The organism is Deinococcus arcticus (assembly GCF_003028415.1).
GTDB classification, from domain to species: domain Bacteria; phylum Deinococcota; class Deinococci; order Deinococcales; family Deinococcaceae; genus Deinococcus; species Deinococcus arcticus.
On record NZ_PYSV01000018.1, the window covers coordinates 16,763 to 38,521 of the forward strand.

The 21,759-nt window shown below is 69.7% G+C and carries 16 protein-coding genes; 5 read left to right on the plus strand and 11 right to left on the minus strand.

All coding sequences use genetic code 11. From position 1 onward, the window contains the following. The first annotated feature begins 196 nt into the window (after positions 1 to 196). Positions 197 to 2,653, plus strand: coding sequence for a phenylalanine--tRNA ligase subunit beta (locus C8263_RS15545; RefSeq protein WP_107139051.1), 2,457 nt, complete (start codon positions 197 to 199; stop codon positions 2,651 to 2,653). Positions 2,654 to 2,864: 211 nt separating this feature from the next. Here the strand turns inward: C8263_RS15545 and C8263_RS15550 are convergent, their stop codons facing one another. Beyond that, positions 2,865 to 4,250 (minus strand): nicotinate phosphoribosyltransferase, encoded by a 1,386-nt coding sequence (locus tag C8263_RS15550; protein WP_107139052.1) that lies wholly within the window; start codon positions 4,248 to 4,250, stop codon positions 2,865 to 2,867. Positions 4,251 to 4,448: 198 nt separating this feature from the next. Between C8263_RS15550 and C8263_RS15555 the strand changes: the two genes are divergently transcribed. After that, positions 4,449 to 6,965, plus strand: coding sequence for a G8 domain-containing protein (locus C8263_RS15555; RefSeq protein ID WP_107139053.1), 2,517 nt, complete (start codon positions 4,449 to 4,451; stop codon positions 6,963 to 6,965). A 51-nt stretch (positions 6,966 to 7,016) separates the two neighbouring features. Here C8263_RS15555 and C8263_RS15560 read toward each other — a convergent pair whose 3' ends face one another. The 3 genes from C8263_RS15560 to C8263_RS15570 form a co-directional block, all read right to left on the minus strand. Continuing rightward, the gene (locus C8263_RS15560) at positions 7,017 to 7,958 is read right to left on the minus strand and encodes a leucine-rich repeat domain-containing protein (RefSeq protein ID WP_107139054.1); all 942 of its coding nucleotides are present in this window, start codon (positions 7,956 to 7,958) and stop codon (positions 7,017 to 7,019) included. A 69-nt stretch (positions 7,959 to 8,027) separates the two neighbouring features. After that, positions 8,028 to 8,870 (minus strand): SDR family oxidoreductase, encoded by an 843-nt coding sequence (locus C8263_RS15565; protein ID WP_107139055.1) that lies wholly within the window; start codon positions 8,868 to 8,870, stop codon positions 8,028 to 8,030. 152 nt (positions 8,871 to 9,022) lie between these two features. After that, positions 9,023 to 9,772, minus strand: coding sequence for an enoyl-CoA hydratase-related protein (locus C8263_RS15570; RefSeq protein ID WP_107139056.1), 750 nt, complete (start codon positions 9,770 to 9,772; stop codon positions 9,023 to 9,025). Between the two features lie 238 nt (positions 9,773 to 10,010). Here C8263_RS15570 and C8263_RS15575 point away from each other — a divergent pair, with 238 nt between their 5' ends. Further along, positions 10,011 to 11,537 carry a sensor histidine kinase gene (locus C8263_RS15575; RefSeq protein WP_233218851.1) on the plus strand — a complete coding sequence of 509 codons (1,527 nt, stop codon included), beginning with the start codon at positions 10,011 to 10,013 and terminating at the stop codon, positions 11,535 to 11,537. A gap of 95 nt (positions 11,538 to 11,632) precedes the next feature. On the opposite strand, the gene C8263_RS15580 is transcribed toward C8263_RS15575, so the two are convergent. From C8263_RS15580 to C8263_RS15595, 4 genes are all read right to left on the minus strand, one after another. Further along, positions 11,633 to 12,229 (minus strand): hypothetical protein, encoded by a 597-nt coding sequence (locus C8263_RS15580; RefSeq protein WP_107139057.1) that lies wholly within the window; start codon positions 12,227 to 12,229, stop codon positions 11,633 to 11,635. 300 nt (positions 12,230 to 12,529) lie between these two features. Continuing rightward, positions 12,530 to 13,417 carry a pyridoxal kinase PdxY gene (gene pdxY / locus C8263_RS15585; protein ID WP_107139058.1) on the minus strand — a complete coding sequence of 296 codons (888 nt, stop codon included), beginning with the start codon at positions 13,415 to 13,417 and terminating at the stop codon, positions 12,530 to 12,532. Between the two features lie 154 nt (positions 13,418 to 13,571). Beyond that, positions 13,572 to 15,095, minus strand: a complete 1,524-nt coding sequence (locus tag C8263_RS15590; RefSeq protein WP_107139059.1) for a Ppx/GppA phosphatase family protein — start codon at positions 15,093 to 15,095, stop codon at positions 13,572 to 13,574. A 134-nt stretch (positions 15,096 to 15,229) separates the two neighbouring features. After that, positions 15,230 to 16,261 (minus strand): GNAT family N-acetyltransferase, encoded by a 1,032-nt coding sequence (locus tag C8263_RS15595; RefSeq protein WP_107139060.1) that lies wholly within the window; start codon positions 16,259 to 16,261, stop codon positions 15,230 to 15,232. A gap of 123 nt (positions 16,262 to 16,384) precedes the next feature. Here C8263_RS15595 and C8263_RS15600 point away from each other — a divergent pair, with 123 nt between their 5' ends. Further along, on the plus strand, positions 16,385 to 16,939 hold the full coding sequence (locus C8263_RS15600; protein ID WP_233218852.1) for an endonuclease dU: 555 nt from the start codon (positions 16,385 to 16,387) through the stop codon (positions 16,937 to 16,939). Positions 16,940 to 17,215: 276 nt separating this feature from the next. Beyond that, the gene (locus C8263_RS15605) at positions 17,216 to 18,316 is read left to right on the plus strand and encodes a DUF4384 domain-containing protein (RefSeq protein ID WP_107139062.1); all 1,101 of its coding nucleotides are present in this window, start codon (positions 17,216 to 17,218) and stop codon (positions 18,314 to 18,316) included. Positions 18,317 to 18,391: 75 nt separating this feature from the next. Here the strand turns inward: C8263_RS15605 and C8263_RS15610 are convergent, their stop codons facing one another. The 3 genes from C8263_RS15610 to C8263_RS15620 all read right to left on the minus strand — a co-directional run bounded on the left by C8263_RS15610 (position 18,392) and on the right by C8263_RS15620 (position 21,730). Continuing rightward, a complete protein-coding gene (locus C8263_RS15610) occupies positions 18,392 to 20,113 on the minus strand; it encodes a M3 family oligoendopeptidase (RefSeq protein WP_107139063.1) in 1,722 nt (573 codons plus the stop codon). 244 nt (positions 20,114 to 20,357) lie between these two features. After that, positions 20,358 to 21,227: a PSP1 domain-containing protein gene (locus C8263_RS15615; RefSeq protein WP_107139064.1), complete on the minus strand. Its 870-nt coding sequence runs from the start codon at positions 21,225 to 21,227 to the stop codon at positions 20,358 to 20,360. A 125-nt stretch (positions 21,228 to 21,352) separates the two neighbouring features. After that, a complete protein-coding gene (locus tag C8263_RS15620; RefSeq protein WP_107139065.1) occupies positions 21,353 to 21,730 on the minus strand; it encodes a RidA family protein in 378 nt (125 codons plus the stop codon). Between the last annotated feature and the right edge of the window lie 29 nt (positions 21,731 to 21,759).

Consider the following 21,759-nt stretch of genomic DNA (forward strand, 5'->3'; position numbering starts at 1 on the left):
TCTCGCACCCCGTCACCTTCTGAACCGCCCACTTCAGCACCATGGCCCCGCAGTTCAGCTGCACCCAAACCTGTCGCGCCGCAGTCAGAAGATCATCACCAGCGTCAAGTCGTCGTTGCAAGACCTGTGCCGCCTCTTCTACCGCTTGTTTCCAATTGAACATCCTTCGCAAGCTTAGACCTCTGAGGTATCCACCATGAACATCCCCTATTCCTGGCTCAAAGAACTTGTTCCGGCCTTACCGCCCCTGTCCGAACTGGAACCCGTCTTCGCCCAGCTGGGCCTGCCCCTGGAAGGCGTCGAGGACGTGCCTGCGCCGCCCGAAGGCGTGCTGCTGGTTACGGTCACCGCCGCCGAGCCCATTGAAGGCACCCAGCTGACCAGACTCACGCTGGACACGGGCGCAAACGGTGAGCGCGTCATTGCCAGCGGTGCCCCCAACGCGGTGGGGCTGCCGGCCGGCACCATGCTGGCACTGGTCTCGCCCGGCACCACCCTGGGCGGCATGACCTACGGCGTGCGGGCCCTGCAGGGCGTGGAGTCCTGGGGCATGGCCGCCAGCGCCAAGGAACTGGGCGTGGGCGAAAGCAGCGCCGGGCTGATGCTGTTTCCGGCCGGCACGGCGGCCCCTGGCACCCCCATGCGCGAGCTGTGGGCCGCCGATCAGGTGCTGGACGTGGAGGTGACCCCCAACCGCGCCGACGTGCTGAGTGCCCTGGGTCTGGCCCGCGACCTCGCGGCGTTCCTGAAGCTGGAATTGAAGCCGCCGCCCGCCGGCCCCGAGGCCAGCGGCGAGGGCGAAATCCGCGTCTCCCTCCCCGATAAGGGCCGGGTTATCGAGCGTGATCCGACCCAGAAGCTGCGGTTTGGCTGTGACCATTTCGTGGCGCGGACCGTGGGCGGCCTGCGCAACGGGCCCGCGCCCCTGTGGATGCAGCGCCGCGTGACCCTCTCGGGAATGCGCTCCATTGACCTGATCGTGGACACCAGCAACTACGTGATGCTGGAGCTGGGCCAGCCCACCGCGCTGTACGACCGCCGCGATGTGGCAGACGACACCCTGCTGGTGGCCTTTGGTCGCCGCCAGGGCGAACTCGTGCGCGACCTGATGGGCCACGAGCACACGGTGGGCCCGGAAGACCTGCTGATTCTGGACGGCCAGGAGCGGCCTATTTCCAGCGTGGCCGAAGCGTTCCAGAACGCCGGCCAGCCGCAGCCGGGCCAGGGCGTGCTGGGCATTGCGGGCATCGTGGGCGGCGATCATGGCCACGTGCGCGCCGACACCACCGACGTGGTGATTGAAGTGGCGCACTTCGATCCCGTCCTGCTGCGCCGCACCAGCACCCGCCTGGGCCTCAAGACCGACGCCGTGTACCGCTACGAACGTGGCGTGGACCCCCTGCTGCCGCCCCGCGCCGCCGCCCGGCTGGTGGGCCTGCTGGCCGAGGCAGGCGGCACCGTCCACCCCGGCGCCACGGTGGTGGGCCAGCCGGAGGTCCCGGGCCGCATTGAAGCGACGGGCGAGCAGATTCGCGCCCTGCTGGGCATGGGGGTGGACACCGCCGAGATGCGGGGCATCCTGAGCCGCCTGGGTTGCGCCGTGGCGGGCGAGGGCGACGCGCTCAGCGTGCAGCCCCCCTCGTGGCGGGTGGACCTGACCATCTGGCAGGACCTTGCCGAAGAAGTGGCCCGCCTGCACGGCTACGCCCACCTGCCCGAAACCCTGCCCACCCTGCGCGTGCACGAGAGCAACATCGGCGCCGAGAAAGAAGGCGTGGCGCGCAGCACCTTGCGCCGCACCCTGGCGGGGCTGGGTTTTCAGGAGGTCGTGACCTACACCTTCACCAGCGACGAGGAAGCGGCCAGGGCCCGCGCCGAGCGCCCCGGCGTGCGCCTGCAAAACCCCCTGAGCACCGACCGCACGGCCCTGCGCACCGCGCTGTACCCCAGCCTCCTCAAAGCGGCGGGCATGCAGACAGGCGGCGAGCGCACCCTGCTGTTCGAGCTTGGCCGCATTTTCCCCGCCAGCGGCGAAGCCGAGCGCCTGGGCCTGCTGATGCGCGGTCCCCTGGCGCCCGACACCCATGAAGACGGTCTGCCCGGTGATTTCCGCGCCTTCAAGGGGCTGGTGGAAAGCCTGGCTGCCACGTTGGGCGCCGCGCTGGAAGTGCGCCAGCTGCGGGGCAGCGCCGTGCCCGCCGCCCTGCACCCCGGCATTGCCGGCGAGGTGGTGTGGAACGGGCAGCCGGTGGGCTGGCTGGGCGCCCTGCACCCGGAAATCGCGCAGGCGTTCAGCCTGAAGGGCGAAACCTTCCTGCTGGAAGCCGCCCTGCCGCTGCCGGGCCGCGAGTGGGCCTTCCGCGACCCCAGCCGCGCGCCCGCCGCGTGGCGCGATCTGGCGGTCATTACGCCAGCCGGTGTCAGTTACGGCGAGGTGGCGGCCGTGCTGGGGCGCGAAGGCGGCGAACTGCTGCAGCGCACAGAGCCCTTCGACGTGTTCATGGGCGAACAGATTGGCGCGGGCAACCGCTCTGTGGCCGTGCGCCTGACCTACAGGGGCGACCGGACCCTGACCGAAGAGGAGATTGACGCCGTGTTCCAGCGGCAGATCGCGGCTGTCAAGGCCCAGGGCTGGAGCATCCGGGAGAAATAGAGCCCTGTCCCTGAGCAGAACCCAAGAGGAGCAGCGCGGCACCGGCTGCTCCTCCTTTCTGTTGCTGATACGGACTGCCGACTGTGGCGCCGACACATTGGAACAGAGCCGATGTGCCGGCGCCACCCCCGGAACCCGGATTTCCCCTGCTCGCGCTGCGAAGCAGCTCTCCGAGTCCGTAGGTCTTGCCTGTCGTGTGCACCTGTTCCCCTTACGCCCGGCCCCGCACCGTGTCCAGCGTGTCGCGCACCAGCAGTTCGCCGTCGCGGTACACCACGCGCATCAGGCTGCCGGGGAAGTCGGTGTCGAAGGTTTTATAAGCCTTCGTGATCATGCGCCCGCCTTCCAGCACCAGATCCAGCACGCCGTCCTTGCTGCGCTTGCCGGGGTCGGTCACGGGGTCCTTGTAGATGCCCCGGTATTCGCCGTCAATCAGCCCGGCGCTGGCCTTGTAGGCAAATTTCTGTGTGTCGCGGTCCACCTTCTGCAGCAGCGCGCCGCCCATGCCAAAGGCCACGTTCTCGGCGCTGAAGCCGTCCACCTCCAGGTTGTCCAGAATCTGGCGGATGGTCTGTTCGTCAATTCCGTCGCCCTGAATCACGCGCACGTGGCTCAGCACCTTGTAGCCCTTTGCGTTTGTCGTGGTGCCGTATTTGGCTGCCAGGGCGTTTACAGCCAGCCGCACCATGGCCGGGGGGTCCCCACTGTCCGGGCGCACCACCAGGGTGCCGCCGGAGTCAATCACCTGCTGTTTCAGCGTTTCGCCCCAGTGCACGTTGATGGCGTGCTTGAGGTCGTACGAATCGCTGACCACCGCGAACACCCCGCCGGGCTTGCCAAAGTGCGTGACCATGTTGCGGTAGGCGTCCACCTCGTGCGCCTTGCCCCAGCTGGTGACCGTACTGTGTTCGGCCGCTGGAATGGAATACCCGGCGATGTCGGCGCCGTAGTGGTTGCGCGCCACCCGCAGGGCTTCCAGGGTATCGCTGCCCATGAAGTTGATCAGGTGGGCCAGGCCGCCCAGGCCCGCGCTTTCGCGGCTGCTGACTCCCCGGCTGCCAAAGTCGTGCAGTTTGAAGGGCAGTTCCTCGGCGGCGCGGTCCGAGGTGCGGTCCAGCGCCACGCGGATGATCTCGCGGATGTGGTAGCTCTGGGTGGCCACCGTGGTGGGGTACCACACCCGCATCAGCATGGTCTCAAACCAGCCCACCAGCCAGGGCAGCTCGGGGTCGGTGTTGGTCACGCTCATCAGCACGTTGTGGATGGGCACCAGTGTGCCTTCGGGCACCGCGCGCACTTCCAGTGGCAGACGCCCGCCGTGCACGTTCACCACCCGCATCCAGCCCTCGAACGGAAAGGGCTCGCCGTGCGCCTCGATCAGGTCACGCGCTTCCTCCACCATCTCCGCTGTCACGCGCCGGGTCAGGTAGCGGTCCAGGATGTACTGCAACCCAAAAAAGCGCGTGACCGGGTAACGCCCACCTCGCGATTCCAGGTACGAGAACAGCCGCGTGGTGCCCTGCGGGTACTGCAGAAAGTGGCTGCTCTTGTACGAGTCGGTGTCGAGAATCAGGTTCTGGTCGTCAATGCGGGTCATGGGGGTCCTCCTGTAAGAACCAGTGATGACTCATCTTGTAAAATTTAATTATGAAAACTATGAGGAAATCAGGCCGATCTTGTCGGCTCTCAAAGACAGTTCCGGTGAAGAAGCGGTGGGCAAGACGCTGTTTGTCATCGGTTGCACGATGCGAGATCTTTCACCGCGACTGACCACCTGGGCATTTATCCTCCGTTCATGTCCCAAGCCCGCTGGCCGCTGGCCCTCACGCTGTCTGCCCTGCTGCTGGGCTGCGGCACCTCTGCAGGAGACCCCGCTCCTTCACCGCCGCCGGCTGCTCCCGGTCAGCCCACCCCGCCCGCCCCCACGCCCCCGGCCCCGGGCCCCACCCAGCCGGCCAGCGCCTGGAGCGATCCGGCCACCTGGGGCGGCGCCGTGCCGGCCGCCGGCACGCGGGTGACGCTGCCAGCGGGCAAGCGCGTGCTGCTGGATGTCTCTCCACCCGCACTGGCGGGCCTGACCATCCCGGCTGGCAGCGCCCTGGAATTTGCAGACAAAGACCTGACGCTGAAAAGCGAATGGCTGATGGTTCACGGCGAACTGCGCATTGGCCGCGAGGAGAAGCCCTTTGCCCACCACGCCGAGATTCTGCTGACGAACAGTACCCCCGGCGAGGACGTGATGGGCATGGGTGACCGGGTGCTGGGCGTGATGGACGGCACCCTGGAACTGCACGGCCAGCCTCGCCTGCCCTGGACCCGCCTGAGTGCTGCTGCCAGGGCCGGCAGCAGCACCCTGACCCTGGAACGCGCCCCCGACTGGACAGGCGGCGACACCCTGACCCTGACCAGCACCGATTTCAACCCCGCCCAGACCGAGCAGGTTACGGTGCAGCGGGTCAGCGGAAACACGGTTACGCTGGGCGCGCCCCTGAAATACACCCACTGGGGCGATCCCATCACGGTCTCTGGGCGCGCCGTGAACGAGCGCGCCGAGGTGGGCCTGCTGACCCGCAACATTGTGGTGGGCGCCACCGAGGACGCTGCCCAGAGCCGCGTGGGCGCCCACGTGATGATCATGGGCCAGAGCACGGCGCGCATTCAGGGCACCGAGTTCACGCGGGTGGGGCAGCTCAATACCCTGCGCCGCTACCCGGTGCATTTCCACCTGCTGGGCAGCGCCCCCACCTCGTACCTGCGGGGCAGCAGCGTCCACGCCTCTTTTAACCGCTGCGTGGTGGTGCACGGCACCAGCGATCTGCGCGTAACCGACAACGTGACCTACGACACGCTGGGTCACTGTCTTTTCCTGGAAGACGGCGACGAAACCGGCAACGTGCTGCAGGGCAACCTGGTGACCCGGGTCAAGGCCCCGGACGCCAAACAGGGGCAGACCCCGCTGCTGGACAGCGACAAGCGACCGTCTGGCTACTGGATCACCAACCCGGCCAACACGGTCAGGAACAACGTGGCGGCGGGGGTGGACGGCACCGGCTTCTGGTACGCCCTGCCCGAGCACCCCACCGGGCTGGCGGCGGCCAAAACCAACCTCTGGCCCCGGCGCACGCCGCTGGGCGAATTCAGCGGCAACGTGGCCCACAGCGGGGACCGTGGCCTGAATGTAGACAACGGCCCCAAGGCCGACGGCAGCCTGACCGAAACGGTTTATTACGACCCGGTCACCACGCCTGCAGACCCCAAGAGCGCCGCCGTGCCCGCCACGTTTGCCAGCTTCACGGCCTACAAGCACCGCGACCATGGCGTGTGGCTGCGCGGGGAAAACCACGTGCTGCAAAGTCCCGTGCTGGCCGACAACGCGGTGGGCGCCACCTTTGCCTCGCACCTGTCGGTTCTGAAAGGCGGGCTGCTGGTGGGCGAGACCCCCAACGTGGGCCAGCCCGAGAGCTGGGAGGCCAGGGGTGAGGGAGGCCGCAGCCTGCCCCGGCCCTGGGAGGCGAACTTCCCCATTCGCGGCTTTCAGTTCTACGACGGGCATGTGGCTATTCAGGACGCCGCGCTGGCTGCCTTCGTGCCCAACGCTGTGCGCAAGGCCAGCGGCCTGGGCTACCTGACCAGGAATGCCTTTTCCCTGAACCCGGGTAACAGCGCTGCCGGGCTGGTGTGGCTGGACAGCAGCCCCCGCGTGCTGCTGCAAGACCCCCAGGCCGACAAGGACGGCGACAAGTCCGCCACCTTCCTGGACAGCGACGGCAGTGTGACGGGCACGGCGGGCCGCAGCGTGACCGCCAGCGCCCTGCTCAGGGGCGCCCCCGACTGCCAGGCCCGCGCAGAGTGGAACGCCAGCGTGTGCGCCGGGGTCTACACCCGGTTCTGGCTGGACGACGTGCGGGGCGGCCAGATTGGGCCGGTGGCGGTGCACAGCAGCCGGGGCGAGACCCTGAGTCTGGTGGGGGTGCCAGACGCCCGCAAGACCTTCAGCACCACCCTGCGGGTGGGCGAGCGCTACACCCTGAACCCGGCGGGCACGTCTGCTCACCTGCGCGCAGTGATGGAAAAGCGCCAGCCCGGCGAGAGCCTGCGCCTGAGCCTGCCCCTGGCGGCCGAGCCCATCCTGTACCGCGACTGGTGGATTGACAACCGCAACCGCCTGAAGAAGGTGGCGCTGGGCAGCCTGGACGCCACCACCGGCGACAGTTACGCCTACGAGGGCGGCCAACTGCACCTGAAGCTGACGGTGCAGCCGGGGCGCGATTACGCCGCCGTGGAGATCTGCGCGGCGGATCTGTGTAAGTAGGAGCGCTGGGCCATGAGCGCTGGGCCATGCGACATGGGGCGAACCCCCACCCTACAGGTAGATCAGGCAGCCGCGCGCGGCCAGATCGGCAAAGGCGGCTGGCAGACGCGTCAGGCGGTTCCAGCGCAGGTCCAGCTTGCGCAATCGGGGGAGGGTGGCCAGGGCCCCGGGCAGGTGGGTCAGGCGGTTGGCGCGCAGATCCAGGGTTTCCAGCTGCTGCCAGCCCCCCACGGTCTCGGGCAGGGCGTCCAGGGCGTTGAATCTCAGGTTCAGGGTGCGCAGGGCGCCCAGACAGCCCAACGCATCTGGCAGGCGGCTCAGGGCGTTGCCCTGCAGGTCCAGCACCTCCAGCGCGGCGCAGTGCCCCAGCGCGGTGGGCAGCGCCGTCAAGGTGTTGTTCATGGCGTGCAGTTCGCGCAGGGCCCTCAGTGTGCCCAGGTCGCCGGGCAGACCGCTGAGCCGGTTGCCGTACACGCGCAGCTCGGTCAGGCCCCGGAGTTCACCCAGCCAGCCAGGCAGCTCGGCCAGGGCGTTGTCGGTGACATTCAGGTAGCGCAGCGCCGGCAGGGCGCGCATGGAGCCCGGCAGCGTCTGCAGGCGGTTGTGGCTGAGGTACAGAAACTGCAGCTGGCCCAGGCCCGCAAACACGTTGGGCAGGGTGGCCAGCGCGTTGTGTCCCAGGTCCAGCATGGTCAGGGTCCGCACCTCACCCAGGGCTTCAGGCAACTCGGTCAGCTGGTTGGCCGACAGGTTCAGCGTGGTGAGCGGCAGGGTCCAGACCCAGGCCGGTACGGTGTGCAGCTGGTTGTCGTAGGCGCTGAGCACCGTCGTGTGCGGCGCCGGGTGAGGATCGGCGGGCAGCGCTTCCAGCCCAAGGCCGTCCAGATTGAGCTGGCCCACCGCCGACCAGTCCGGCAGGGCCAGCAGCGCCCGGCCGCGCGCCTCCGGACCGTGCTGGTGGGCCAGGGGGGGCAGGGCAGGACTGGGCGCCATCCCACGAGCGTACCCGGGCGCCGTGCCAAAGGGGCCATGGCCTGCGGGGCGCCCCACAGCCCATGGCCCCTATTCCTTCTTCGGCAGCGCCAGTCCCATCGACTGATACATCTGGTACTGCGGGGCGCCGCCCAGCATATTCTGGCCGCCGTCTACCGGCAGAATCACGCCGGTCACGTAGCTGGCCGCGTCGCTCACCAGAAACAGGGCGGCGTTGGCAATGTCCTGCGGCACGCCAAAGCGGCCCAGCGGCACAGTGCGCATGAACTGCGTGCGGGTCTTTTCGTCGGGGGCCAGCCGCGCCATGCCCTCGGTGCCGTCAATGGGCCCGGGAATAATGGCGTTCACGCGGATGCCGCGCAGGCCCCATTCCACCGCCAGGGTGCGGGTCAGGGCGTCCACGCCCGCCTTGGCGGCCACCACATGCGCCTGCAGGGGCACCGGCACACCGTAGGCGCTGATGCTCAGCACGTTGCCGCCGGGGGTGCTCAGGTGCGGGGCCGCCGCCTTGATGGTGTTGTAGGTGCCCAGCAGGTCAATGTCCACCACCGTCTTGAAGCCGTTGGGCGAGATGCCGTCTACCGGAGCCGGAAAGTTGCCGGCGGCGCCCGCCAGCACAATGTCAAAGTTCCCAAACGCGGCCACAGCCTGCGCGGCAGCGGCCTGCAGCGCTGCAAAGTCGCGCACATCGGCGCTCACGCCCATTGCCCGGCCGCCTGCGGCCACAATCCCCTGGGCGGCGGTCTGGGCCTTCTCAAGGTTGCGCCCCAGCAGCGTCACGGCGCAGCCGTGGGCGGCGAAACTCTGGGCAATGCCCAGGTTGATGCCGCTGCCGCCGCCGGTAATCAGCGCGTGCTTGCCCGCCAGCAGATCGGGGCGGAAGGTGGGGGAGAGGGGGGAAGACTGGGTCATGGGGGCTCCTTTTGGGGTGGGTCCAAGGGTCGAAGAGTCTAAGGGTCCTAGGGAAATGCGGGCGGGTGTTGAGGGTGGGGAAGGAGCTTCAGGGCACGCCAGCAGGCGACCCGCCCAGGCAGTCTGGGGTCAACCTGGACCTGGCCTGCGCCCTACGAGCTCCGCCCGTTGAGGGCCGTCATCAGGCCCTCGGCGCTCATGTGCTGGGCGTTCCAGGCCACTGCCTGCTGCAGGCCCTGAGCGTGGGGCAGTTCGGCGTTCAGAGCCCGTTTGGTGCCTTCCAGAGCGCGGGGGGGCAGCTGGGCCAGGGCAGCGGCCAGGGCCTCGGCGCGGGCAAACAGGGCGTCCGGGGTGGGCAGCACCTCGGTCACCAGGCCCCAGCGCTCGGCGGTTTCGGCGTCAATGGGCTCGCCGGTCAGGGCCAGGTGGGCCGCGCGGCCCCGGCCCAGCAGCCCGGGCAGGCGCTGCAGGCCGCCCAGATCGGCGGTGATGCCCAGCTTCACTTCGGGCAGGCTGAAGCGGGCGCCTTCGCTGCACAGCCGCAGGTCGCAGGCACTGATGAGTTCCAGGCCCGCACCAATGCACCAGCCATGCACCGCGGCGATCACCGGGATGGGCAGGGCAGCCAGGCCCTCAATGGCGGCGTGCATCTCGGCCACCACAGCCCCAAAGGCCTGCGGGTCGCCCAGGGCCGGGGCAATCACCGGCGCGGTGGCCTTGACGTCCAGCCCCGCGCTGAACCACTCCTGGCCGCGCACGATCAGCACGCGCGCCGGGCCCAGGGTGGCCAGCAGGGGCGGGACCTCGCGCCAGAAGCCCGGCCCCAGGACGCCCTTTTTCGAGGTGATGGTCAGGGTGGCCACCTCACCCTGCTGGGTGAGCCGCACGCTCGTTTCGGTCATGGCACTCACTTTACCCCGCTTTGGTGAACTCGGTTCAAAATCTGGGGCCAGCGGGGGGAGGGAGCGCCCAGAGGCTGCACTCCGTAGCTCGCTGCCAAGCCCCCGATCAACCGAGCGGGCTGGAACAGCTGCGCAGCAGAGCAAGTGGCGAAAGCAGTGCCTCGCACCGGGAATAAAAAGGGGTCGGGGCCCCTCTGAACCGTTGGAATGGGAGGGGCGAGGCACTTAGAATGCCCCCGTGCCGGTGCCGCCCCCTGCTGCCGCTGTGCCTGCCCCCGGGGCCGGCGCCGCCGTGCCGCTGCGTGATTTTCTGCTGCGCCCTCTGCTTACGCCCTTTGTGCTGCTGCTGGGGGTGGGCGGCGCAGTTGTGTACGGCGTGGACCGCAACGACCGGGCCCTGCAGCGGGTGCTGGACGCCCAGGCCCGCACCCAGCTGCTCAGCGAATTAACCGGGCAGGTGTCGGCCATGGAAAACGGCCAGCGCGGTTTTGTGATTACCGGGCAGGCGGGGTTCCTGGCGCCGTACCAGGAAGCGCAGGCGTCGTTTCAGGCGGCTGCCTACGCCCTGCACGACCTGAGCGTGGACGACGCGCAGCGCCGCACCCTGGCGCGGGTGCAGGCGCTGGTGGGCCGCTGGCAGCAGGAGGCCGCGCAGCCGGAAATCGAGGCGCGCCTGACCTCGCTGGACCGGGCGGCGGCCCTGGTGGGGCGGGGCCGGGGCCGCGCGCTGCTGAACCAGGTGCGGGCGCAGCTGTCGGTGATGACCACACAGGAAAACAGCCGCCTGAGCGAGGCCACCCGACAGAGTCAGGCCACCCTGAGCGCGGTGCGCTGGTTCAGCGTGGGGGGGCTGCTGCTGGGTATGGCCCTGCTGGTGGTGACCGCGTCCCGGGTGGCGCGCACCGTGGGCCGGCACGTGCAGGAACTGGGCGCCGCCGCCCAGGACATGGCGCGCGGCGCCTACACCCGCCGCATGCCGGGCAGCCCGGTGCAGGAACTGGGCGTGCTGGGCGCGCAGTTTGACCGCATGGCCGGCGCGGTGCAGGAGCGCGAACACCAGCTGCGGCGCAGCAACCGCGAACTGGAACAGTTCACCTACGTGGCCAGCCACGACCTGCAAGAGCCGCTGCGCACCATCGGCAGCTACACCGAACTGCTGGCGCGGCGTTACGCAGGGCAGCTGGACGAGCGCGCCGACCAGTACATTGCCTTTACCACAGCGGCCACTCAGCGCCTGAAAACCCTGATTCAGGACCTGCTGACCTACTCGCGGGTGCGCCGTGCCGAGCGCGAGGCCGTGCCGGTGAACCTGGGCCCGCTGGTGCAGGGCCTGCTGGCCGAACTGGCCCCCCAGATTCAGGCCGCGCAGGCCGAGGTGCGCGTGGACCCTTTGCCCACCGTGACCACCACCCCGGACCTGCTGCGACAGGCGCTGCACCACCTCATCAGCAATGCCCTGAAGTTTCGCGGGGAACGGCCTGCGAGGGTGCAGGTGACGGCCGTGCGGGCCGGCGCGCGCTGGGTGCTGGCGGTGCAGGACAGCGGCATTGGCATTGCCCCGGAATACCACGAGCGCATTTTCGGTGTCTTTCAGCGCCTGCACAGCACCGATGCCTACCCGGGCAGCGGCATTGGCCTGGCCGTGGCCCGCGCGGTGGCCGAGGGCCTGGGGGCCGAACTGTGGCTGGAAAGCACCCCCGGCCAGGGCAGCACCTTTTTCCTGGGGCTGCCGGGAGGCCCGGCCGAAGGCGACGCCCCCGCGTAAGAGAGGGGGGGGCCAGCTCCTCATCACCCGTCGGCCAACGACCAGCCCCCCAGCGGGCTGCAACCGCTGGGGGGCTTTGGGGGGTCAGGGAGAGATTACAGCGAGCTGCCGGTGGGGCTGAGGGGACGGCGGTTCATGCCGCTGTCGTCCATGATCTGCCCGCCGTGGCGCGCAGCCGTGGCCTGAACAGCGTCAAAGGGCACGCTGTCTTCCACGCCCACCACGCGGCCACCACTGTTCATGGTGCTGTGCATCTGGTCGTAAGAGCCGTGGTCCACCTCGTAGGTGTCTTCCATGCTGGTGCGGCCGTCGTGGTTCTCGTCCACGCCCATGGCGCCGCCCGTGGCGCCCACAGCGGCCCCCACGCCCGAGCCCAGCGCAGTCATGCCCAGAATCACGGGCAGCGCGAGGCCGCCCGTGGCCACCACGGCGCCCGAGGCCAGGATGCCAGCGGCGGCGCCCACGGCGAGGCCCACGCCCGTACCCTTCACGGCGCCGGCTCCGGCGTCTTCAGCGCCTGCGCTGGCGTCGGTGCTGACGGTTTCGGTGGTCGTGGTGGTCGTGGCGGTGCTGGTGCCGCCGCTGCGCGTGTAGCTGGCGCGACCCAGCGTGGGGGCCACCAGGCCCTGCTGCTGCATGTCGGCAATGAAGGCGTCGGCGGCGGCCACGGTCGGGAAGATGACGTGTTTCATGCCTCCCAGTGTTCACGGCCCGCCTGCCTGCTTCCATGAGAGGCCCCGCAACGGGCATTGGGGCGACCCTGAGGCCACCCTGAGACGCGCCTCACAAAGCTCAGGGGCCGGGCCTCCGCGCCGCCTTAGACGGACGGCCGTCCATGTCCATCACATCCGGGAAGAAGGGGAATGCTCTCCGCTTTCGGCTGGGGGCGGTCCACTTCCCGGACATCGGTCTCTGTTCCTGCTCCGCCGCGCTGCGAGTCCCTCCGGTCGGAAAAACTCCGTCATGGGTGACGGCATTGTTCGGAACTCGTCTCAGCCCACCCGCTGGGCCTCGAACAGCCGGGCGGGGCGCACAAAGTCGTCCTGCGAGGCCACGAGCTGAATCTCGCGCGTGCCCGCCACATGGGTGCGCTGCAGCAGGGCGTACAGCGCGCTCATGGCCACGCTCAGGGCGCTGTCGGGACGGCCGCTGTGCAGGTAGTGCCCGAAAAACAGGGCGGCAATCGCGTCGCCAGTGCCGTTGCGCGGGGGGTCCAGCGGCAGCAGCGGCGTGCGGCACAGCCACGCGCCCTCGTCACCCACCGCCAGGGTCTCGATGCTGGCCTCGGGGGCGCCGCTGCGCACCAGACTGGTGACCAGCACCAGCCGGGGCCCGCCGGGGCGCATGCGCCCGCGCAGGGCGCGGGCCGCTTCCAGGGCGTGTTCCAGCGTGTCCACCTTGTGGCCGCTCAGCAGTTCCAGCTCGAACTGATTGGGGGTCAGCAGATCGGCCTCGGGCACCGCCTGCGCGGCAATCAGGTCGGGCAATTCGGGGCGCACGAATACGCCCCGGCCCACATCGCCCATCACGGGGTCGCAGCAGTACAGCGCCCCCGGATTGGCGGCGCGCACCCGGCGCACGGCGTCCACCACTGCGCCCACGGTGCCCTCGCTGCCCATGTAGCCGCTGAGCACGGCGTGGCACTCGGGCAGGGCGCCGCGCGCTTCCATACCGTCAATCAGTTCGGCCACCAGTTCGGGGGGAAACACGGTGCCGGTCCAGGCGCCGTAGCCGGTGTGGTTGGAAAACTGCACCGTGTGAATGGCCCAGACCTCAAAGCCCAGGCGCTGCAGGGGAAACACGGCGGCGGCGTTGCCCACATGGCCGTAACTGACCCATGACTGGATGGAGAGAATGTTTCTTGGCAGCGCTGACGTCATGCTGCCCAGGATACGGCGGGGTCACGCGGCCCTTTCACGGGGGGGCCAGCGCCACCCTGGAGGAGGGGCCCCCCACCCCTGCCGTTGGCGCCACGGGCTGGTTTGGTCCTGCCCTTCATCCCCAGAGCGCCTCCGGGCCTGGGCGCTGCAGCCCTCAGGTCAGGGTGCGCAGGGTCAGGGGACCAAAGGCGCGGGTCCAGATATCGGCCTTATCGCGCGCGCCTTCCAGGTCCAGCGGGGTGGCGCCGCTGACTGTCAGGTGCCATGCCCCGCCCCGGCGCTCCAGGGCCTTAACCTTCACCCCGCCTGCGTGGGAGCGGTCCAGGCCGTCGGCCACGCGCAGCACCGCCACCAGCCGGGTCAGCAGGGCCTGTTCGGGGCCAGAGAGCGCGGCGAAGTCCGGGTGAGTGGGCCTGGGCGCACTCTTGCGGTGATAGCGGGCCAGCAGGGCAATCCACTCGATCTCGCGCGGGGTGAAGCCGCGCAGCCCGGCGTGGCGAATCAGGTAGGCGCTGTGCTTGTGGTGGGCGCTCTGGGCCACGATCTGGCCCACCTCGTGCAGCGCTCCGGCGGCCGTGAGCAGGCTGCGGGCCTCGCCGTCGGGCCCCAGGGGCTCGCCCGCCGCCTGCAAGGCGGCCAGCAGGGCGCGGGCCAGCGCCGCCACCTGCCGGGCGTGCGACAGGTTGGCCCCGAAGCGCTCGGCGGTGCCCAGCACGCTGCGCTGCCGGGCGCTGATCGACGACTGGTAGGCCTGCAGCCGCGTGAGTTCCTCGATCAGCATGCCCTCGCGCAGCGCGCCCTCGCTGACCGTCACGTCCTGCGCCCCCAGCGTTTCGAGCGCCGCGTGTAGGGTCGCCAGGCCCGCCACCACCGTATCGGCGCGGCGTTCCAGCCCCGGAACGCGGGCGCGGGCGGCCAGTCGCAGCCCGCGCACGTGCTCCAGCAGGTCACCCAGTTCGGCCAGCGAGAAGCCGGCGCCGTTCACGCTCTGCGCCTGTTCGCCCCGGCGCGCCAGGATGGCCACGGCGGCGGCCTCGGCCGTGCCGCTGGACAGCACCACCCGGGTGCCCGCGCGCACCCGGAAGCGCGCGGCGTGCGGGGCCAGCGCCGCGTGCACCGCCGCGCGCAGGGCCGCCAGTTCGCGCCGCCCCGCTGGGTCGGTGGGCAGATGGGCCCGGGTCATGCGAATGGCGCCCAGTGGCAGGCTCAGCACGTCCCGGGCGCCGGCGGGGTCGCCGCGCACGAATTCCAGGCTGCCGCCGCCCAGGTCCAGCAGTACGTTGTCGGGGGCCAGTTCCACGGCGTGCGCGGCGCCCAGATAGGTCAGCTCGCCTTCGCGCTCTCCGCTGATGATCGCCGGGTACACCCCGGTGCGCGAGAGCATCCGCGCCGCCACCGCCGCCCCGTTCGGGGCTTCGCGCAGCGCGCTCGTGGCAGACACATGGACCTCGGGCACGCCCGCGCTGGCGGCCAGGGCCCGGAAGCGGGTCAGCGCACTGGCCAGGCGGTCCTCGCCCTCGGGGGTCACGTTGCCCGCCGAGTCCAGGCACTCGCCCAGGCGGGTGCGGTCTTTCAGGGCGTCCAGCACCCGGTAGCCGCCCGCCTCGCCCGCCGTCATCGCCTCGGCAATCAGCAGGTGGCTGGAATTGGTGCCCACATCGGCCACGGCGACCCTCATGGCTGGTGCTCCTGAACCGGCGTGCTCATGGGATGCAGGGTAGCGTGTGGGGGCAAAGGCAAGAGGCTATGGGCCGTGAGCCGTGGGGCAACCCCCCAAAGCCCATGGCCCATAGCTCATGGCTTCTTTGTCCCTCAGGCCAGCTTCAGCTGCCACTCGGTGAAGGTGGACCACGGCGCAAAGCCCAGTTTCACGTTGATGCCCAGCATGGCGGCGTTTTCGTGGGCGTTGTTGGTCTGCACCCAGCGGGCGCCGGGCACCTGCGCCAGAATGTGCTCCAGCATGGCGGCCTTGACCCATTTGCCCAGGCCCTGGCCCCGGGCGCTGGGCCGCACGGCGGTGGCGCCCTGAAACACCGGGCCCGGGCGCTCCGGGGTCCAGAAGATCTCGCTGTAGGCGTCCAGCACGCCCGTGCGGGTGTCTTCAATGGCCAGCATGGTGCGCACCTCGCCCGCTTCCTCGATCATGGCGTCCCAGGCGCGGATCATCTCGGGGGTAATGCGCCAGTCGTCCTGCTCCAGCTCGCCCCTGGGGGCCGTGTTCATCACCATCATCATGTCGGCGGCGCGCTCCAGGTAGGCGTCGGGCACGGTGGCCCACAGGTGCAGGCGGTAGGGATCGCCCCCGGGGCGAAGCTGCCACTGGGTGAGCAGTTCACGGTCCAGGCCAGACAGCGGCAGACGGCTCTGGCGCATGGGCAGCGCGGCCTGCGCACCGCTGGCCTGGGCAAACGCCTCGCCGGCCGGCACGCGGCTGGTGGTGCCAAAGGTGAGCACCGAGCGGCCCGCCTGTCCGGCCAGTTCGCGCAGCTGCCCCCCCACTGTGCGGCCCAGGCCACGGCGGCGGGCGTCCGGGGCCACCACCAGCCGGGCGTGGGCCATGTGGGTGTTCTGTTCGGTGTCGTATTCCAGGCAGCCCCAGGCCACGGCCTGTGTGCCCTGCCACACCACGAGGTGGTGCTTGCGTTCGGTGGGCAGCTGGTGGCCCAGGCCCACAGCTTCCTGTTCGGGGATCAGGGGCGGGTCTTCGGGGTTGGCCAGGGCGAAACTATCGGCCAGCAGGCGCCCAATCGCCAGTTTCTGTTCGGGTGTGGCCAGGGCAGGATCGAAGGCGGTCACGGGCCAGAGGCCAGCGTTCAGGTCGGGCAGGGGCAGCGCGGAGGTCATGGGGGCAGTGTGACCCTTGCCAGTCAGAGGAACATGCGCCGGATGGCGGAGGCTGGCGTAGGCAAAGGCGGTCTCGCTTTTCCGCTGCGCGGTCCAGACCGGGGCTGCGACATACTGCAGGGCGTGTTCGCCCACGCCATCGGCTTTGACGACGCGCCGTTTGACCGGGCCCACCGGGGCAACGTGCCGGTCCTGGGCACGGTGTACGCCCGCACCACCCTGCACGCCGTGCTGCGGGGGCAGGTGCGGCGCGACGGGCGCAACAGCACCGCCGAGCTGGCGCGGCTGGTGGCGCTGGCGCCCGACCACCTGCACCTGGTGCTGCTGCAGGGCATCGCGCTGGCGGGCTTCAACGTGGTGGACCTGCCCGCGCTGCACGCGGCCACGGGGCTGCCGGTGCTGGTGGTGGCCAGAAAGGCCCCAGACCTGGACCAGATACGCGCCGCGCTGCTCACCCGGGTGCCGGGCGGGGCGCGCAAGTGGCGCCTGATTGAAGCGGCCGGGCCCATGGAGCCCTGCGGCGGCGTGTACGTGCAGCGCGCAGGCCTGACGCTGCCCCAGGCAGAGCAGGCCTTGGGCACCTTTACCGTCACCGGCCGCGTCCCTGAACCCCTGCGCGCCGCCCACCTGATGGCCCGCGCGCTGGTGCAGGGGCACAGCCGGGGCGGCCGGGCTTGAGCAATCTCCAGGACTTCTCATACGGGTTCCGAACAATTCCGGAACACGTTACGGAATTGTTCCGACCGGAAGGACTCACAGAGCTGCGGAGCAGATCAGGAAAAGAGACGGAGTTGCGGGCATTGGCGGAATATCCGTCTCTTTCCCGGATGTGACGGAAATGGACGGCAGTCCGGATCAGCCCAGGCCAGTCGGGATTTACCATGTGCTGAACTGTGAACGTGTCCGTCAGGTGGCATCAGCACGCGGTCATGGACACAGGCCACACTGCCTGACATGAAGAAGAACTCGACCGTGACCGCCCTGCTGGCCCTCGGCACTGCCGCCACCCTCAGCGTGGCTGGTGCGCAGGCCAGGATTAGCGCGCAGAGCATCATCGTGAACCCCACCCAGCCGGACCTGTCGGTGAGCGTGCGTGTGGACAAGGACGCCAGCGGCAGCCAGAACCCCGCCTACCGTGTGGGCGAGAACATCACCGTGAGCGCCAGCGTGAACCGCGACGCCTACGTGTACCTGTTCAACGTGAACCCCGACGGTACGGTGGACCAGATTCTGCCCAACCGTCTGAGCGGCGAGAACTTCGTCAAGGCCAACACCACCAAGAGCTTCCCTGCGCCCGGTGACAACTTCACCTACTCGGTCGACGGCCCCGTGGGGCAGAACAAGGTGCTGGCTCTGGCCAGCCTGACCCCGCTGAACCTCGATCAGGTCAGCTCCTTCCGCACGGCCCAGGACCAGTTCGCCACCGTCAGCACCCAGGGCGGGCAGGCCGGTCTGGCGCAGGCCCTGAGCATTGTGGTCAACCCCCTGCCCCAGAACAGCTGGGTGAGTGACACCGCCTTTTACACCGTGGCGGCCCAGAACCCCGTGAGCACCGGCAGCCTGTTCGTGGGCACCAACGTCAACAACGCGACCGTGATCCTGAACGGCCAGCGACTGGGCGGCGCCAACGTGACCTACAGCAACCTGCGTACTGGCACCTTCCCGGTCCGCGTGCAGGCCCCCGGCTACTCGGACTTCACGACCACCGTGGCGATCCGCGCCGGTAGCACCACCAACCTGAACGTGGAATTCGCCCAGCCGCTGAGCGTGGCCCCGGCGCCCGTGAGCACCGGCAACGGCGTGCTGGACTTTATCGGCAACCTGCTGGGTGCCATTGCCGGCAACACCCTGCAGGACCCCGCCCGCAGCGCCTACGACCAGAAGGTGCGTGAACTGCAGGCCGACGGCTACGCCCTGCAGCAGAGCCGCACTACCGGCACCGGCTACAGCGGTACCCTGGTGCGCGGCAGCAGCACCGTGACCCTGACCGTGGACCGGGGCGCCAACCGCACCGTGCGCGTGAACGTGAGCGAGACGACCACTTACCGCTACTGAGGTGATGGTTGAAGGCTAAGGGTTGATGGTGAAACAGCAGGGCCCCTGGACAGTTCCGGGGGCCCTGCTCTTGACTTACGCCCGCAGTTGTTCGGTCAGGAAGGCCATCAGGCCACGAATGTGCTCGCGGTCAAAGCGGAATTCGGCGCCGGCGGCGCGGTACAGCTCGGGGACGGGCACGGTGCTGCCCAGGCGCAGGCTGGTCTTGTAGCGCTCCAGGGCGCCGGCAGGATCCTGCTGGGCGCCGCGCCAGATGCCCACCGCCGCCAGATAGCACATGGCGTATTCGATGTAGTAAAAGGGCACCTGGAAGATGTGGTAGTACTGCCAGCCCTTGGCGCGCAGCCTCTCGTCCAGGCCAGCCCAGTTCACGAAGGGGTGGAAGGTGCGGTCGAGTTCCAGCCACTTGGCGTCCAGATCGGCAATCGTGACGTCCTCGGGGGCCTCGGCGTACAGCCAGTGCTGAAAAGCGTCCATCTGGGCGGCCCAGGGCAGGAAGGCCACCACGCCCTGCAACTGCTTTTCGCGGTAGCGCGCCAGTTCGTCGGGCGAGAACACGTGGCCCAGGTGGTCCAGGGTCAGGAATTCCATGGCCATGCTGGGAATCTCCACGAATTCAATGGGGCTCCAGCGGTTCCATACCAGAGGCTGGCTTTCCCCGCTATAAAAGCCGTGGAAGGCGTGGCCCACCTCGTGAAACAGCACCCGCACGTCCTCGGCGGTGCCCACCACGTTCATCAGCACAAAGGGCTCGTTGGTGCCTGGAAAGTATGAGCAGTAGGCGTGGCTCATCTTGCCGGGGCGCGATTCCAGGTCCAGGAGGCCGCCGGTGCGCATCTGGGCGAAGCGGCCAGCCAGCCCCGAATCCAGCCCTGCAAACGCGGTCTGGGCCAGGGTTTCCAGTTCGCTGCCCCCCTGGAACGGAGTCAGCGGCGCGCGGCCCTGGGGGTCCAGCAGGGTGTTGCGGTTGTAGTCCCAGGGGCGCAGGCTCTCCAGGCCCAGTGGCCCGGCCAGCTCGGCGGTCATGGCCGAGAGCAGCGGCACCACCTCGTCGCGCACCGCCTCGTGAAAGGCGCGGCAGTCGGCGGGCGTATAGTCCACCCGGTCCAGTTCCTTCCAGCGCAGGTCGCGGTAATTGGCCTCGCCCGCGTTGCGCGCCAGCCCCCAGCGGGTGGCGATCAGGCGCGTCATCACGTCGTCGAGCTGCGGGGCCACGCCGGCGTTGCTGGCGGCCAGGGCGCGCCACGCTGCTTCGCGGGCCGGGCGGCTGGGGTCGTCTAGGCGCTGCTTGATCTGGGGAATGGTCAGCGTCTGGCCGTCCAGGGTCACAGTCTGGTTGCCGGTGATGACCGCGTATTCCTGCTTCTGCGCCTCGTGGGTGACTCCCAGCGCCACATTGGCTTCCCGGAACAGGGCGGCGGCGTCCCGCATGCGGCGCAGGGTCAGGGCGAACCCGGGAGCCGGCTCGTAGTCCGGCACCGCCAGCAGCTTCTCCTTCAGCGCCTGCTCGGCCCGGGCCCACTGCGGCTGAAGATCGGCCATGAAGCGCTGATAGCGCGCCTGCGCCTCCGGCTGATCGGTGTGCAGATCAGCGAACACCGAGAGCCTGGCCCCCACGCCCTGCAGCTCGCCGCTCAGGTCGCTCCAGGCGGCCAGCCAGCCGGGCACGTCCGCCGCACTCAGGGGCTGGGCCTGCAGCGCCTCAAAGCGCGGCGCGTACTGGGCCCACTCGGCCGCGGTGGCGGGCACCGTCAGGGTCTGGTCGGCGGCGGGCGGCTGGGAGGGAACAGGGCTCATGCCCGCGAGTGTACTGCGGGTCCCGCGCGCCCGGGCGGCTGCCCAAGGGCACACGCCCCGCGCCTGTTCGGGCCCGGCGGACGAGGCGCCGGGCTGCACGGCGGGGCAGGCCGCTCACCCTTCTGCGGCCTGCCCGCTGCTGCGCCAACCCCCTGATCCTGTTCTGGTTCGGCGGCTTTACGCCTGAACCGGGCGCTCCTTTCCTGCCGCCTCTGGGGCGCGGCTGTGCCAGTCCGAGGCCGGATTACTCGCTGCTGGCCGGGCGCGGGCCCTTGCCCGGTCGGCCGCTGCCCCGCCCCTCCGGCAACGCGCGCACCTCGGCCTCGGTCATGCGGCGCAACTCGGCCGGGGGCACGTTCTGCAGCAGGCCCTGGTCGGTGGCCACGTCCACCGTACCGCTCAGCGGGTGCAGCTTGGTCACCTTGCCGCAGGCCCCCGAGCCCTCGTGGCAGACCCGGGCGTTCTTGCGCGGCAGGTCCTTGAGGAGTTCGAGGTACTGGGTGTGCTCAAACTGCAGGCAGCACAGCAGCCGGCCGCAGGGCCCCGAGAGCTTTTCCGGATTCAGCGGCAACTGCTGGTCGCGCGCCATGCGAATGCTGACCGGCGCGAAGTCCTGCAGGTGCGTGGAGGAACAGTTCTCGCGCCCACAGGCCCCCAGCGTGCCGATCATCTGGGCCTGCTCGCGCGGGCCCACCGCCGCAAAATTCACGCGCGCGCGGGTGTGGGCGCGCACCTCGCCAATCAGGCTGCTCAGCTCAATGCGCTCGTCAGCGCTGTAGCTGACCGTGACCAGGCTCTCGTCCAGCGTGAATTCCACCGCCACCACCTTCACCGGCAGGTTCCGGCCCCGGGCGCGGGCGCGCAGCAGCCATTTCAGGTCCTCGCCGGCGCGGTGCAGTTCCTCCCAGCGGCTCAGGTCCTCGGGGGCGGCGGCGCGCAGCACGGCGCCGTAGCGCTCCTGCGCCAGCGGCTCGCGGGCCTCGCCGCGCACGGTGGCCACTTCCGGGCCGCGCTTGCCCTGCACCACCACGCGCGTGCCCACGGGATGCGGCTCCTCGCTCAGCATGGCGTGGAGACGGGGACTGCGCTCGAAGCGGATGGGCAGGACAACCATTCGCTGCAGAATGTCACGCCCGGCCGGGGGCCGTCGAGACGCCGGGCACAAAGGGCGGTGCTCGCCCGCCCGACCCGGAATGGAAACTGGCGGCGCCGGTGGCCGCCAGCTCAGGCACAGCGGGCCTAGTGCCGCTCGGCCAGCACCTCGATCTCCACCCGCACGTCGCGGGGCAACCGGGCCACCTGCACGGTGCTGCGCGCCGGGTAGGGCGCGCGGAAGTGGACCTCATACACCGCGTTCATGGCGGCAAACTCATTCATATCGGCCAGGAACACCGTGGTCTTGACCACCCGGTCCAGATCGGTGCCGGCGGCGGCCAGCACGGCTTTCAGGTTGGCGATCACCTGTTCGGTCTGCTCGGTGATGCCGCCCTGCACCAGCTCACCGGCGGGCGTCAGGGGAATCTGGCCGCTGGTCACGACCAGATTGCCAAAGGTCACGGCCTGGCTGTAGGGCCCGATGGCGGCCGGAGCCCCCGCTGTCTGCACGATCTCTTTCATGCCCCGAGCATACCCGGCCCGGCGCGGCC